Consider the following 15640-nt stretch of genomic DNA (forward strand, 5'->3'; position numbering starts at 1 on the left):
CATGGGATCACTGAACCCTCATCACCATGGGGAGATGCAGTGAGTGAAGACCAGATAAATAGCTCTTAGCAGGAAAAAACCTCAAAAGGTATCCTTAAGCCTGCGTAAGGCACTTCCAAATCCGGGGTGATTCCCGTCGGGAACAACGACTTCGAGAGAGAATACTGGAATTTATGACGAAACCTGAGAGACAAGATATTCTAATTTTTGTCGTGACGTGTTTTCAGCGTTATTGAAATCCTGGGTGATCAGATATTTTGATGAGCCAATTTGAGTCTTGAAGTGACCCACAGAGCGTGTTGGTGTTGAAGAAGAGNTGTGGCTCGGCCTTTGATAACTTAAACGCGACTAATAGGCATTCGCCCGTGTCATTAATCGCGACGTTCCCATTAATGTATTCGCCGTCGGCTGAGACGGAGAAGTACTATTGCTCGACAGCAAGGCCGGCAAAAAAGCTTAGCAATAAAAGTTAAATTTCCCCTCTTGGTTCTATCTACTAAGATCAAACCTGCAGAAGAAATTTCGGTTCAAACTTGCCTACGTTGCAGTCGACGGCACTGTTTTAAACTCTTATCACGATTGATGCCTCCCGATTATTCGGCGGGTTGCCAGGAGGCACCAGCTGTTTACCTGCTGCACCCTCATCCTGTGCAATTGGAACGTTACTGCTTTTCGGCCGTTTTTCAGTTCGAGGTGTCGATCACCTCCCTGGGTCGAGTTCAGCTCGAATACCCCTCACTCATTGGAATTATCGGTTTATATCTCGCTACCTCATGCGGATGAAAATTGGTGATCCAAGTTAATAACCGTCACCAAATAACCAAATTCGGCTGCAGCGTCGGATATACGATGCCAGAAACTCTCTGCGAGAGAGCGTGGGAAATAGAGATCAAAAGTATCGACATCAAGACAGTCAATAGTTGTATTTATGGAGAACATTGCCGTTTGCGCGCACATCCCAGAGCGAAGAGAACTCTTGTGCCAATCGATAGCTGAACCTTTCATGAAAACTCGTCGTGCGTGTTCACCAGAAACGCGAATGGAAACTCTTCCATGGGAAAGATCGAGAACTGAGGCGCCTTTGGTCGATAAATTATCGTGGAGGATTGCCTCCAAGTTACGGTCCTCTGGCTCCACCACAATCATACGATTCGGGCCAGTTCTGATAATTCGAGGGTAATCAGAACCGGTGTCAGATTGAAATGATACTGTTGGTCGTTTTCCCAGTACCCTCTCCGCCTCGGCGAGCACATCTCCCAGATGGCTACTCTGAGTTTCAATCTGAACAATGGTTATCGGATGACGCTCGCAAAACCTAACTGAATGCCCGGATAAACCAACCCTGCCATATGAGCCAGCAACCATTTTTGAGGCAAGAATAGAGCGACGTATTGGTTCGAAATTNTNCTTAGGCATGAAGTCGCTGCCCTTTTTTATCCCAAAAGACTGGATCGACGACCTGCACCTCTATTACCTCATTCCGAAGCGGGAACATTGCCCAGATGGTCTTAGTTTTTCTCTCAAGCCCGCCTCTAACAAAGCCAAGCGCGATCGGATGGCCAAGTGTGGGGCTCAAATACGCAGAGGAGGAAATATGCCCTAACTTGGGAACTGGCGGCTTTAATTTTGGGCTCGCGACGAGTATTGAACCTGCTCGTAATCTGGTTTTGCCGTCTGCTGGGATCAACCCGACAAACTGCGGCCGATGTTTACTAATCAATCCCTCCCGCTTCATCATACTTCGCCCGATGTATTCCTTACTCTCGCTGGCCATTCGGCCGAANCCGAGATCTTCTATTGTGGTTCTGCCGTCCATTTCGCCTGCCGCGATATGACCCTTCTCAATTCGCATAATTGCCAGAGCTTCGGTACCGTAAGGCGTTATGTCGTAAATTTTNCCCGCTTTTATNATCCTATCCCATACGAGATAGCCGTAATCTGCAGGNGAGTAGATTTCATAAGCTAATTCNCCGGAGTAGCTAATCCNAGCAATGCGACATGGAACTCCACCAATGTTTGCCTCCCTTACCTCCAAGTGACGAAGGGCATCATTGGAGACGTCTAAATTTTCAGTCACTGCGCGCAGCACTTCGCGACTTTTAGGCCCAGCAATTGAGAGGACTGACCACGTATCCGTCACTGAAGCAATTTTGACATCGAGATACGACCAGTGGAGTTGAAGGTATAATTCCATTTGGCTCAGGACGGCCGCCGCATTTGTCGTCGTTGTGGTCATAAAATATCTGTTTTTCGATAAACGGCTGGTGGTTCCATCATCAAATACGATGCCGTCTTCACGCAGCATTATTCCATACTTGGCTTTACCAATCGGAAGACTTTTCCAGCCATTATTAATGTAAAGCCTGTTTAAAAATTCCGCGGNGTCTGGACCCTGAATATCGATCTTGCCGAGAGTCGAGATGTCTATCACACCAACACTATTGCGGGTACCAATCACCTCGCGTGTTATTGCTCGGTCAATATTCTCTCCCGTAAGTTTTTCTCCTTCGCGCAGGTAAAATCTCGGACGCTTCCAGTCTCCCGTCTCAATAAATTGGGCCCCATTTGCGATGTGCCAATCGTGCAGGGGCGTATGCCGTGTTGGGGCAAAATTAGCGCCAATGTCCCGTCCTGCAATAGTTCCGAGTGCAACCGGGCTGTAGGGCGGTCTAAAAGTGGTAGTTCCTGCTTCTTGAATACTGATGCCTCTTTTATCGGCCATAATAGCATGACCGTTCATATTTGACGTTTTTCCTTGGTCAGTGCCCATTCCTAATGTTGTGTAACGCTTCAGGTGTTCCATTGAAACGTAGCCCTCCAGATGGGCCAAATCTATATCATCCGAGGTTACATCATCCTGTAAATCAACAAATTTCGTGCCACGACCCGGGACCTGCCATAGTGGTTTGATAGACCATTTTGCGTCATTGCGAGTAACCGGAAGCTCTAATGGTGCTGATGAAAATCCCATCATTTGCGCTGCGTTGCATCCAGCATCGCGACCACTCAAAAGACACTCGTGAAGCGAGAATACACCAGCTGCTGCACCAATTATTTGTTCTCCCTGCTGAGACTTATCGGGAATAAAAGCAGCGATAGAGTCTGAAAATATCGGCCTACCTCCGGTATGCAAATGCAGATGAATATTTGGGCTCCAACCGCCGGAAATAGCAAGTAAGTCGCAATCAACGCGCATGCAGGATTTTGAAATTGATTTGCAATCTTCATCGAGAGTCGCAATTTCGACTCCCGTAAGGCGAAAGTGACCATACGTGCGTTTAATTACAGAACCCGGAAGACATAAAATCCCAGAGGCTCGAGCCTCCGATTGATAAAAACCCTGAGATTGGTGGCGACTGTCGACGACGGCGCAAATATCAATTTTGGCCCTAAATAAATCTAATGCTGTCCGATAAGCATCGTCATTGTTGGCAAAAATTACGGCCCTTTTTCCTGGCCGCACAGCGAAACGATTCACGTAAGTTCTTGCCGCGTTGGCCAGCATTACCCCTGGCCGATCATTGCCGGTGAATACTAATGGCCGTTCCGTCGCTCCTGTAGCGAGAATTACGTGCCGCGCGCGAATATGCCACAGGCGTTGCCGAACCGAATACGGCGATGGGACTGTCAAATAATCCGACACGCGTTCTACAGCCGAAACAGCATTACCATCATAATAGCCAAACGCGGTCGTTCGGGTCATTACCGAGACGTCCTCATATTGCGAGAGTTTAGCGGACGACTCCCTTACCCATCTCAATCCGGGTTCACCGTCCAATCTCTCATCGTCACCACGAAGGCGCCCTCCCAAAGTATCACTTTCCTCGAGGAGGATGACCCTCAAACCCGACTTGCCAGCAACCAATGCGGCTGCAATCCCCGCTGGGCCGCCGCCAACGATTAATAAATCACAATACGCATGACTTTTGTCATAGATATCAGGGTCGATTTCATGCGTGCCCGAACCCATCCCAGCGGCGCGACGGATAAAGTATTCGTAAAAATGCCAACCTGGCACGCCCATAAAGGTTTTGTAATAGAAACCTGCCGCAAAAATTGGTGCCAAAAGGGAATTCACTTGTAGCACATCAAATTTCAGACTTGGCCAGCAGTTTTGGCTTCTTGCCGAGAGGTCTGGGAATAATTCTACCGTTGTCGCCCTAGTATTTGGCTCCCGTCGTCTGCCAGTTCGCAACTCCACCAGCGCGTTAGGCTCCTCTGTGCCGGCAGAGAAAATACCACGCGGGCGATGGTATTTAAAACTGCGCCCAACCAATTGGACCCCATTCGCTAATAAAGCCGACGCCAGCGTGTCACCTTGATACCCCTGATATCGTTTACCATCGAATTTAAAGGGTATTGTGATTGAACGATCTATTTCACCACCTTGATTGAGACGAGGACACCAATCTTTTTTTATCGATAATTTCAATCGGTACCTCCTGACACGTCTAAATCTGGGTCGTCAAATGGACTCGAGCAACTCAACACCTCATGCGTTAACGTGTTTCTCTCTACTTTCACGAAGGAGCGACATCCATGCACATGTTGCCAAAGTTCCAAATGGGGGCCACGGGGATTGTCTCTGATATATAAATAATCATACCAGATCTCGGGTGTGTTCGCTTCGGCGCCAGATGGCCGAACCTTGCTGGCGTCACCCAAGTAAGAAAATTCCGAGTGGTCTCGAATTCCNCAGAATGGACATCTTATTCTTATCATTTTAAGACCGCTTAATGTCGGTTTGGGTATGGACCTGCACCCCGTTCATCTAGAAGATTGCCCGTTTTAAATCGATCAAGATTGAAGCCCTTTATCAATTTATGTGGTTCATCATTTGCAATCGTATGTGCGAATACCCAACCAGACCCTGGGGTTGCTTTAAACCCGCCGTAGCACCATCCGCAATTAAGATATAAATTATCTATCCGTGTTTTATCGATAATTGGACTCCCATCCATAGACATGTCCATTATACCGCCCCAATGCCTTTGCAATCGGAGGCGGGACAAACTTGGTATCATTGCGATACCAGCGCTAACGACGTTCTCAACGGTGTGCATATTACCGCGCTGTGCATAAGAGTTGTACATATCGAGGTCACCTCCAAAAACCAAACTGCCCTTGTCTGATTGATTTAGATAAAAGTGGCCCGCCCCGAATGTTACAACTGTATCAACCATCGGTTTTACAGGTTCCGAGACAAATGCTTGTAATATGTGGCTTTCTATTGGCAGCTTTATGTCTAGTCTTGCTGTTAAAGCTCCAGAGTGCCCAGCAACGGAAATTCCAATCCTATCACACCCGATTAAACCGCGTGAGGTTTTTACGGCTGTTACCCTGTTGTTCGCCTGTTGAAAATCTAAGNCTTCACAGTTTTGAATAATGTCTACACCGAGCCGGTCGGCGGCTCTGGCTAAGCCCCAAGCAACTGCNTCATGGCGTGCAGTTCCACCACGACGCTGAANCAAACCGCCACAAATGGGAAATCTCGCCTCGTCAGAATAATCCAAATAGGGGAGTAACTTTTTTACTTGCGGTAAATCATAAAGTTCCGCATCAATGCCATTCAAGATCATAGAGTTTCCCCGCCTCGCAAAGGCATCCATTTGTGCATCGGAGTGGGCTAGATTAATCACGCCCCTCTGGCTAAACATTACGTTGAAATTAAGTTCGTGGCTTAACTGCTCCCAAAGCTGCAGAGCTTTCTCATAAAAAAGCGCGTTCTCATCCAACAAATAATTTGACCGGATGATTGTAGTATTTCGCCCGGTATTTCCCCCGCCGAGCCAGCCCTTTTCAAGCACAGCAACTTTTTTGACACCGTGATTTTTTGCAAGGTAGAAAGCGCTCGCCAAGCCGTGCCCGCCACCACCCACGATTATGACGTCGTAATGTTTTTTTGGTTCCGGATCTCGCCATACCCGACCCCAATTGCTGTTACCGGTGATGGCATTTTTCGCTAACTCGATAAATGAATATTCAGCCAAAATTATCTTCCCTACTGGGTTGCGATTTATATATCGAGTGCATTGTCCCTCTCCCAAGGACTTAGGCTATGAGAGTAGTCATCCCACTCTCTCATCTTAAGTTTGAGATAGGCCGACGAGAATTCATCACCAAGGTCATTTTTAAGTACTTTGTTTCTATCTAGGGCGCGGAGCGCGTCCAAAAGATATAAAGGTAATTTTTTTGCGCCTTTCACACTATTACCAGCCGCGTACATATCCATATCCATGCGCTTGCCGGGATCGCGAGCATATTCAACGCCATTGAGGCCCGCTGCTAAAATTACNGCCTGCAACAAATATGGGTTCGTCGCCCCATCCGGCAGGCGAAGTTCAAATCTTCCCTTATCTGGTACGCGAATCATGTGCGTCCTGTTATTACCTGACCAAGTAATTGTATTAGGGGCCCATGTCGACCCTGAACCAGTTACGGGAGCATTTATCCTTTTATANGAATTGACNGTCGGNTTNGTGATTGCGCACAACGCCTCAGCATTGTGGATCAGGCCTCCTATAAATTGGGTGGCCATACGTGACAGACCGAGCTCGTGCTTTTCATCATGAAAAAGATTTCGCCCTTCTTCGCCATCCCAAACGGAAGCATGAATGTGGCAACCATTACCCGTTACGCCCAGAAAAGGTTTTGGCATGAACGTTGCTCGAAACCCGTGCTTTTCAGCAACTGATTTGACCATAAATTTAAAAAAGGCATGGCGATCGGCAGTGATGAGTGCGTTGGCATAATTCCAATTCATCTCGAATTGGCCATTACCGTCTTCATGATCATTTTGGTAAGGATCCCATCCAAGCGATATCATGTAATCAGAGATTTCAGCGATTACCTCATAACGTCGCATAAGTGATTGTTGGTCGTAACAAGGTTTGCNGGCATTATCTAAANCGTCAGAAATCTCATCGCCCCCTTGGNTCAGCAGCATAAACTCCGCCTCAACGCCAGACTTTAAGGTGAAACCAGCGGAGTGCGCTTTTTGCAGCAATTCGAGTAATACAACGCGGGGCGCTTGGCGAACGGGCTCACCATCCATCACCAAATCGCTTGCGACCCATGCAACTCCAGGCTTCCACGGTAATTGTATGACGCTGTCCGGATCTGGGATGCCGAAAACATCCGAATGAGCCGGTGACATGTCAAGATAACTCGCAAATCCTGCGAAACCTGCTCCAGAGTCCTCCATCTCTGCTATTGCTCGCCTAGGCACAAGTTTTGAACGTTGGAACCCTAATAGATCTGTAAAGTTAATCAAAAAGTACTCAATATTATTCGATTTTGCGAAGGTCTCCAATTTGCTGACCATTGAACTGTCCTTTATTAATTGGTTCCATCTATAGAGGCTTACCCGGTATCCAATCTGTACCTGCGAGGGGGACGCCCGCCATTGCTGCGGCCTCGACGGTCAGAGCGTTAAGGTCCTCTGGCTCCAAGTTGTGTATATGACTTTTGCCGCAGGCGCGNGCGAGAGTTTGTGCCTCTAACGTTAAAACGCGAAGGTAATTTGCGATCCTACGACCGCCAATTATTGGATCTAAGCGTTTGATTAGCTCCGGATCTTGCGTTGTAATTCCGGCTGGATCNCGGCCTGCTTGCCAATCGTCATAAAAACCAGGAGCGGATCCAAGCTTAGTATACTCNTCGCGAAGATCAGGACTGTTGTCACCAAGAGCAATCAGGGCTGCGGTTCCGATTGAGACAGCGTCAGCCCCAAGAGCGATAGCTTTTGCGACATCAGCACCTGAGCGGATGCCACCCGAAATAATTAATTTAACCTTCCCTCGGTGAAGCCCAAGTTCCCGCAGAGCATTGGCGGCCAGTCTTACAGCAGGCAGTGTAGGGATCCCGACATGTTCAATAAAGCAATCTTGTGTTGCTCCAGTTCCGCCTTGCATGCCATCCACGATCACAGCGTCGGCTCCGGCTTTTACAGCTAACAACGTATCATAGTACGTTCGGGTTGCACCGACCTTTACCGTAATTGGTACCCGCCAGCCTGTTATTTCACGCAATTCTCCAATTTTTATTTTTAAATCGTCGGGACCTGTCCAATCTGGATGTCGACATGCACTACGTTGGTCAATGTCCCTCGGCAAGGTACGCATTTCTGCCACGCGCTTGTCGATTTTGTGACCGAGTAGCATTCCGCCGCCGCCGGGTTTTGCTCCTTGTCCGATCACAACCTCAATGGCATCGGCTTGCCGTAAATCGTCAGGGTTCATGCCGTATCTTGATGGTAAGTATTGGTAAACAAGCTTTTGAGAGTATTTCCTCTCTTCTTCCGTCATCCCCCCATCGCCGGTGGTTGTGCTTGTGCCTAGCTCTGTTGCTCCACGTCCTAACGCCTCTTTGGCATTTGTCGAAATCGACCCAAAGCTCATTCCTGCTATAGTAATTGGAATGTCCAAACTTAGCGGATTTTCGGCACGGTCAGCACCAATAACAACATCAGTGCCGCAAGTCTCACGGTAGCCCTCCAGTGGGTAACGTGACACACTCGCACCTAAAAACACTAAGTCATCAAAATGGGGCAGAGCGCGCTTAGCACCAAAGCCCCGTATCTTGTAAATACCCTCCTCCGCAGAACGCTGAATCTCGCTTATAATTTTGCGATCAAAGAGGTAAGACTCGCGCAATTTATNNCTATCTGTTTCCATAGNNGCCTCTAATAAGATGCCATATTTTCTGTTTTAAAATGGTACAACTGTCTGGCTGAACCATATCTCCGAAAAGATTCTGGATCTGCGTCCTCATTTGCCTTTTCCAAAAGGCTAGAGAGAGATTCAACGTGATCTTGCGTCATTGGCTTTTCGACGCAATCAGCGCCTAATGCCTTTACTGAACCTCTCACATAAATGACAGCCTCATATATTGAGTCACCTAGACCATCCTCGGCATCACCGCATACGACAAGGTTTCCGGCTTGGGCCATAAAGGCGGCATTGTGTCCAACTGACCCACGCACAACGATATCGATACCCCTCATCGAAATCCCGCAACGGGCTGAGGCGTTACCCTTNATAATTAGTAACCCTCCAACGCCCGAAGCACCTGCGGATTGACTGGCATCTCCTGCAATTTGCACCGTTCCACTAACGAGATTCTCAGCTACCCCTACGCCAGCATTGCCCATGACATCAATGTGAGCTTGTTGGTTCATTCCCGCACAGTAGTAACCAACATGTCCTGCGATCCGGACCTTTATCGGGTGGGTGATCCCGCAAGCCAATGAATGGGCTCCATTGGGGTTTAGAATATCGAATTTCATATCAATTTTTTGTGGATTTTGTAACTTCACGTTTACTGCTCTCAGGCCGTCTGCAGTTAGATCAATTTTGGTCATTGGGCATTCTTCCAATGGTAAATGATGCCAGGCTCTGGCTCCCAAACCCGAGCACGCTCAATGTTGGGGAGATTAGTAAAGGCACGGAATTCAGAGCCCATCGCAACCCACTGTTCGGTTTCAGCTAAAATAGCCGGTTTACAAGCTATTGGGTCTCTGAGAACGGCAAATCCATCTCTTGTTCCGACTGCAAAGGTATAAAAGCCATCAAGATCTTTGATTGCTGCCTCGAGTGCACCTCTCAGATCAGACCCTCGTGAGAGTTGGTCGGCTAGATAGCCCGCGGCTACTTCGCTGTCATTATCCGTTTGGAAACTAATTTCGGCATCATTCTCCAAGCGGCGGCGTAGTTCGTTATGATTTGAAAGAGAACCATTGTGGACCAGGCAAACGTCTTCGCCTGTGCTGAATGGGTGTGCACCCGCTGTGGAAACCGAGCTTTCAGTTGCCATCCGAGTATGACCGATCATGTGAGAACCCGCCATGCTCGCCACATTAAATTGTTTTAATACGTTCTCCGGTAAACCTTTTTCTTTATAAATTTCGAGCGCGGAGCCCGAGCTCATAATTTTTATATCCGGTCGGTTTTTCTCCACCCACGAGCGCATAATGCTAATTCCCATGTCAGCAGAGAGAGTGGCATGTGACGAACATTGTTGAAATTGAACGTGTATCCCAGAGTGCTTTTCGAGGTCCGAAGCCAGATCCGCCCAACTAATGTCTTTCGCTGCACTGTAAACAGTAAGTTTGTTGCGCTTAAGAGGATCCTCACGATATACCGCCACGCCGGCACTATCTGGCCCTCGCTCGGTCATCTCGAGTAGCATCGGTGCAAAAAGGCTACCGAGCCGGGCATGTAAGCTTTTGTCTTTTAGGTACAGGCCTATCACACCGCACATTTTTTTTTAACATCCTTATATAAACAACTGACTTTTGCACCCTGGTACACCTCACTCATAAACATCACCATCCTAGGTCATATTTTTTACGAAGCTGAAGTGCAATTACTGCATACGGTTCATTCGGAAATATTCCAATCAATATGCCAAAAAGTGTCCTAACATATTGGAATGGAATACCAATGATCATGACACATCAATCGCTGTAAAGAGTGACTGAACCTGCTCCTGTGCAAAAATCGGGTGAAAAATTATGAAAACAATACAGACTATTACTCAGAAATACATCGGCAAGAAAAGCCGAGGAACCCAATGGGGTTCTCGTTACGCAGTCCTAGCGATTATTTCACCCATATCTCTGATACTTATCTGGTACCTAACAGTAGAATTTGGTGTAGCAAACCCTATAATTTTGCCTTCACCAGTGGTTATCTGGCAGGCTTTTTGGGAAATCATAACCAATGGGTACAGTGGTTCGGGAATAATCATACATATCGCGGCAAGTTTATACCGGGTTGTAGTAGCATTTTTAGCAGCAACAATAATTGGCGTTTTCATCGGGCTTCTTAGGGGGGTCTATAGAGATGTGAATGCTATATTTCTTGTGCCTGCAGAGACCATCAGGCCGATACCGCCACTCGCATTTATTCCATTGTTTATTTTATGGTTCGGGATCGGGGATGTCTCAAAAATTCTTTTAATATTTTATTACGTGGTACTGATCGTAATGCTAAGTACTGAGGCAGGAGTGCGTAGTGTACCAGAGGATAAAATACGCGCTGCACAATCGTTGGGGGCAAATCCCCGTCAAACACTTTTTTTCGTGATCGTTCCGGCAGCCCTTCCGAGCATAATGTCGGGATTACGTGTTTCGGCAGCCGCGGCTTTTTCAATTTTAGTGGCAGCCGAACTACTGGGCGGGGATCTGGGGTTGGGTTTCGTTATTATGGATGCTGCCTCTTTTTTTCGCATGCCAGACGTCTTTGTTGGTATTTTATTGATTGGTATTCTTGGTTTTACCTGGGATAGGGGGCTTAACTATGCCCTGAACAGGTGGGTGCATTGGGAGGGCAAAAACTAATAATTGCTGCCAACAATGCCTTCAAACCAATAACACCCCGCACGGTCATCTGATCCTTCTCCAGAATTTTCATGATCGACCATGTTAGCGGCACAGATATTATTGAGGGACGATTGAATGGAGTAGACCGTCTCTATCCCGAAGTCGCGAGATGCAAAATCGTGTCACGCCATGATCAGGATCTCTCATACCAGATGCGTATTTGAGCGGTTTAGCGTGCACCGCCAGCTCTTTATTTTTCAATTACTAGACCTGACCTTGAGCCCGAATTTCCAAGTTTTTGAGCATTTGGAATTTCCAGAATGAGTCCGATGCATAGACCGTAAGAGGGGTATGCGATCTTAACTCTATGCGACCAGCGCGTCGGCTTATTCAATATCGTTGCCACAATTACAGTTTTATCACCAAGATGAGGATATCACATGAAAAAATATACGAGAATGGCATCTGTCTTTTTTGCTCTTACTTTTATGACTTCGTTTTTTGGTTTTCAAAAAAGTTCAGAGGCGGAAACAATGCGCATCGCTTGGCAGAGCGCTGACGTGAATATTGTGTTAATGGCAGCCCACAAAGGAGGTATTTTTAAAAAAGTGGGTCTTGATTACAGCCTTACTTCGTTTCCATCAGGCGGAAAAATATTGCCGGCGATGGCAGCAAGTAAGGTCGATATTGGATGGATGGGAGAATTTGCAGCGCTCACTGGTTTCTCAAATGGCATACCGTTGGAGGTCTTCTTGGTCTCACATGATTGGCCATCCTACCTTCGCGTGATTGTGCAACCTGACTCTGGAATTAAAAAGATCACTGATTTAAGAGGAAAAAAAATCGGAATGGCTTTTGGATCTTCCGGGCATAATCATACCCTTGCGATGCTTGAACAAGCTAATTTAACAGCCTCCGACGTATCATTAATAAATATTCAGCCGTCTCAATTGCCAGCGGCGATGTTGACTAAGCAGATCGATGTCGCAGTGATATGGGAGACAAACGCCGGATTAATCGAGCGAAATGGCGGCGTTCCGATTGCCTCATCCAAATCACTTGACCAATGGCTATTGGGTATTTGGATTGCCAGAAAAGAGTATGCGAGGAAAAATCCGGAAAACATGCAAAAATTTATTCGAGGATGGAGCTTGGCCTTACAACAGTTAAATAAAGAATGTCAAAAAACTCTCGGTTTTGAGTCTGCGCGAATAAAGCAGCCCCCGGAGCAATTGACCGGTTTGCTCAAAAGAGCTGGAACGAAATGGCCTTCTTTTGGTGAATTACTGTCTAACGATTACATGGGTAAGCCTGGCGAAGTGGAAAAGGGCCGCTTGTACAAACATTACGAGGGTCTGGCTAACTTTTTGATAAGTCTTGACCGTCTGAAATCGGTGCCGACCAACCTAGTCGAGGTAATCAATAACAAGCCGGTAGCTAAGTATCTTGCAGCGTATCCTGGAGATGCTTCGAACGGCCCGGTTTGCCCGAAGTAAAATGATCTCCACTTCCAGAATTGACCCGGAAACACCACTTCTTTCCGCCGAGGCTTTATCTTATTCTTACGATGATTTGCGTATATTCGAGAATCTATCGTTTTCGTTGGGCGAAAAAAGTTTTTTGTCACTTCTGGGTCCTTCTGGTTGTGGAAAAACCACGTTATTAAATTTAATCGCAGGGTTTTTAAAACCAACATCGGGCCTTATGAATTTTGGGGGTACGCCAATTGCGGGGCCTGGGCCCGATCGGGCAATGGTTTTCCAGAGCGGGGCATTATTTGAATGGCTCACTGTAAGAGACAATATTGAATTCAGTCTGAGATGTCTGGGAACACCTATCAAGGAACGCAGAGAGGTGAGCGACGAGATGGTCGAGCTTGTCGGACTTCAAGGATTTGAAGATAAGTTCATTTACCAATTATCGGGCGGGATGAGACAGCGTGTGGGTGTAGCGAGGGTCATCGCAGCAAAACCACAAATAATGCTTATGGACGAGCCATTTGCAGCCGTTGACGTGCAAACCCGGGAAAATCTTCAAGAAGAATTACTTCGAATTCATAGACGAACAGGTTGTACAATTATTTTTGTGACCCATAGCATTGATGAGGCAGTTTTTTTATCCGACAAGGTTTTCCTTTTCTCGCCTCGAGGTCTTGGCAAAGGAGGATTTCGTGACATCGTTGACGTTGAACTCCCGGACCCTCGTTGGGATGGTAAGAATCGATTACATCCTCAGTTTCTTCAGATCCGCGAGCAGCTCTATGTGGCTATGCGCGAGGGATAAGGGTCTTTTGCTGCGTTTCAACGGTCTCGGTAGCATATCAAAAAATGAGCGAAGTTTCCGATTTTCGATCCTCCAATCATNNAGCNCGTCGGTATTTATCNNAATATTNGAGAATAATAAATAAATCTGTAAGAGAAACNGAAAATAATATCAAAAATTNAAAAATTATCTGATTATATTTATATTTTACAAATAACATAATTTTATCTGCTTAAGGANTTGTTTGAAATGCAAACGCTNATTAAGGGCGGCACGGTTTTAGCCTTTGAAAATAATGAGCATGTNATCATTGAAGACGGANTAGTTGTTTTTAATGGCAATTTAATTACCCAAATTGGATCCGAATATACCGGCGAAGCGGATGTCATAATTAATGCTTCAGGNAAGCTAGTTCTCCCGGGTTTTATCAACATGCACATGCACGTGACTGATACCGCATACACTGGCGAACTTCTTGTCGACCAGGGTCATCATGACTGGCGTGACACCCTNTANAAACANCTGCCTGCAGTAAGAGGAGCAGTTAGCGCNNATGATGAATTCAATGCCGCAGAATGTGCTTTCGCCGAGTTAATTTTATCAGGAACAACCACGGCAGTTGAATTGGGATTTGACTATGAGATGATGGAAGGGGGGGACCTGTCCCACACCAAGACAATATCAAATATTGCATGCGATATGGGTCTGCGATTGTACATCGGTCCCAGGTATAGAACCATGTATTGGGGTTTAGGTGANGATGGTGAAGCGAGATATAGTCGNTANCCTCAGGATGGACTGCCGCGATTTGACGAGTGCGTAAAGTTTTGCAGAGAGCAAAATGGGCGCTTTAATGANCGNCTNCGTACNATGTTGGCCCCAGGNCAGGTTGATACTTGTGATCCAGAACTTTTGGAGGGCACTCGCGAAGTTGCAAATGAGACTGGAATACCCATACAGCTCCATGCGGGNCAAACAACTCAGGAATTTAAGGAAATTATGCGGCGTTATAANAAGACAACCATCGAATACATTGCGGACACGGGGCTTTTGGGCGCGGACCTTACTATAGGGCATGGGATGTTTCTCTCCGAGGATGGCGATGTGGATAATTTTGCTACAGGTGACCTAGAGACTCTGNGGGACTCTGGGGCCTCAATAGCACACTTGCCATGGATTCAGGTTCGCCAAGGCAGATTTATGAGATCTTTCTCAAAATATCANNGGGCCGGGGTAAACATGTGTTTAGGTACCGATACGTTTCCATTTAACATGATCAACGAAATGAGGTGGGCAGCAATTCTGTCTAAAATAGCTGATCAAGATCCGAAAGTGGGAACTGCACGCGAAGTCTTCCATGCTGCAACGGTTGGAGGGGCAAAAGCCTTNAANAGAGAGGACATTGGGCGTTTAGCACCGGGGTGTAAGGCTGATATTGTGATAATGGATTACAATACTCCACACGCTTTACCGTTGCGAGATCCGTTTAANTTTTTGGTTTTTGGGGCCTCGAGCGCCGATGTAGAAACGGTAATTATCGATGGTAGAACGGTGTTAGCTGATAAGGAGCTGCTATTTTGCAATCTCTCCTCGGTTCTAGATAAGTTGAGAGAGTCAATAAATNAGGTGCATGAGCGGGTCAGGCTCTGACTNAATTTTNTGATTTGAANATAAAAAAATTCTCNGGGTTTTTTTNATAAAACATGACGAATAACACCCTGACAAGCGATACAACGCTCGGGATAAAATTTCTTCATAGAGGCTATTCCCGGGGAGATTGGGTGCCTCGTGATGTGATCAAAGAGGTGTACAAGCGGATTTCCGCTCAAGGAAAAAATTTCGTTTGGGAATATTTAGTACCAGAGGAGGAAGCTCTCAGCGTTGCCGATAGGCTTGGCGACAAATTTTCCTCAGGTTTGCCACTCTTCGGTATCCCATTTTCGGTCAAGGATAATATCCATGTTGAGGGAATGCCGACCTCGGCAAGTTGCCCGGCTTACGCCCATCTTCCGGATGAAACTGCTCCCGTTGTACGACAATTACTGGCTGCTGGGG

General features: G+C 46.8%; 13 protein-coding genes. 5 read left to right on the top strand and 8 right to left on the bottom strand.

Features of this window, described 5'->3' with window-relative positions:
• Positions 1 to 771: 771 nt before the first annotated feature.
• The 8 genes from CBD51_002580 to CBD51_002615 all read right to left on the bottom strand — a co-directional run bounded on the left by CBD51_002580 (position 772) and on the right by CBD51_002615 (position 10260).
• Positions 772 to 1416 carry a hypothetical protein gene (locus tag CBD51_002580; protein RPG59750.1) on the bottom strand — a complete coding sequence of 215 codons (645 nt, stop codon included), beginning with the start codon at positions 1414 to 1416 and terminating at the stop codon, positions 772 to 774.
• Positions 1409 to 4420, bottom strand: a complete 3012-nt coding sequence (locus tag CBD51_002585) for a sarcosine oxidase subunit alpha family protein (protein RPG59762.1) — start codon at positions 4418 to 4420, stop codon at positions 1409 to 1411. The genes CBD51_002580 and CBD51_002585 overlap by 8 nt, the downstream gene beginning before the upstream one ends.
• Before the next feature lie 8 nt (positions 4421 to 4428).
• The gene (locus CBD51_002590) at positions 4429 to 4722 is read right to left on the bottom strand and encodes a sarcosine oxidase subunit delta (GenBank protein ID RPG59751.1); all 294 of its coding nucleotides are present in this window, start codon (positions 4720 to 4722) and stop codon (positions 4429 to 4431) included.
• A gap of 11 nt (positions 4723 to 4733) precedes the next feature.
• Entirely contained in the window at positions 4734 to 5990 is a 1257-nt protein-coding gene (locus tag CBD51_002595; GenBank protein RPG59752.1) for a sarcosine oxidase subunit beta family protein, read from the bottom strand.
• Between the two features lie 26 nt (positions 5991 to 6016).
• Entirely contained in the window at positions 6017 to 7324 is a 1308-nt protein-coding gene (glnT, locus tag CBD51_002600; protein RPG59753.1) for a type III glutamate--ammonia ligase, read from the bottom strand.
• 28 nt (positions 7325 to 7352) lie between these two features.
• A complete protein-coding gene (locus CBD51_002605) occupies positions 7353 to 8675 on the bottom strand; it encodes an FMN-binding glutamate synthase family protein (GenBank protein ID RPG59754.1) in 1323 nt (440 codons plus the stop codon).
• Between the two features lie 8 nt (positions 8676 to 8683).
• On the bottom strand, positions 8684 to 9361 hold the full coding sequence (locus tag CBD51_002610) for a protein glxC (protein RPG59755.1): 678 nt from the start codon (positions 9359 to 9361) through the stop codon (positions 8684 to 8686).
• A complete protein-coding gene (locus CBD51_002615; GenBank protein RPG59756.1) occupies positions 9358 to 10260 on the bottom strand; it encodes an amidophosphoribosyltransferase in 903 nt (300 codons plus the stop codon). Before CBD51_002615 ends, CBD51_002610 begins: the two co-directional genes overlap by 4 nt.
• Before the next feature lie 253 nt (positions 10261 to 10513).
• Here CBD51_002615 and CBD51_002620 point away from each other — a divergent pair, with 253 nt between their 5' ends.
• The 5 genes from CBD51_002620 to CBD51_002640 form a co-directional block, all read left to right on the top strand.
• Entirely contained in the window at positions 10514 to 11341 is an 828-nt protein-coding gene (locus CBD51_002620; protein RPG59757.1) for an ABC transporter permease, read from the top strand.
• Positions 11342 to 11763: 422 nt separating this feature from the next.
• Positions 11764 to 12819 (top strand): hypothetical protein, encoded by a 1056-nt coding sequence (locus CBD51_002625; GenBank protein RPG59758.1) that lies wholly within the window; start codon positions 11764 to 11766, stop codon positions 12817 to 12819.
• A 1-nt stretch (position 12820) separates the two neighbouring features.
• Positions 12821 to 13606, top strand: a complete 786-nt coding sequence (locus tag CBD51_002630; protein ID RPG59759.1) for an ABC transporter ATP-binding protein — start codon at positions 12821 to 12823, stop codon at positions 13604 to 13606.
• Positions 13607 to 13825: 219 nt separating this feature from the next.
• Positions 13826 to 15235 (top strand): hypothetical protein, encoded by a 1410-nt coding sequence (locus CBD51_002635; GenBank protein ID RPG59760.1) that lies wholly within the window; start codon positions 13826 to 13828, stop codon positions 15233 to 15235.
• A gap of 53 nt (positions 15236 to 15288) precedes the next feature.
• Positions 15289 to 15640, top strand: a 352-nt coding sequence (locus CBD51_002640) for an allophanate hydrolase (GenBank protein ID RPG59761.1), incomplete at its 3' end; no start/stop codon positions are given.

This window comes from Flavobacteriales bacterium TMED191 (assembly GCA_002171975.2).
Classification (GTDB): domain Bacteria; phylum Bacteroidota; class Bacteroidia; order Flavobacteriales; family TMED113.

What these genes read in the sequence shown, in the direction of transcription:
- CBD51_002615 (RPG59756.1), bottom strand. Translation starts at nt 10,260, where the DNA reads ATGTGCGGTGTGATAGGCCTGTACCTAAAAGACAAAAGCTTACATGCC.
- CBD51_002620 (RPG59757.1), top strand. Translation starts at nt 10,514, where the DNA reads ATGAAAACAATACAGACTATTACTCAGAAATACATCGGCAAGAAAAGC.
- CBD51_002625 (RPG59758.1), top strand. Translation starts at nt 11,764, where the DNA reads ATGAAAAAATATACGAGAATGGCATCTGTCTTTTTTGCTCTTACTTTT.
- CBD51_002630 (RPG59759.1), top strand. Translation starts at nt 12,821, where the DNA reads ATGATCTCCACTTCCAGAATTGACCCGGAAACACCACTTCTTTCCGCC.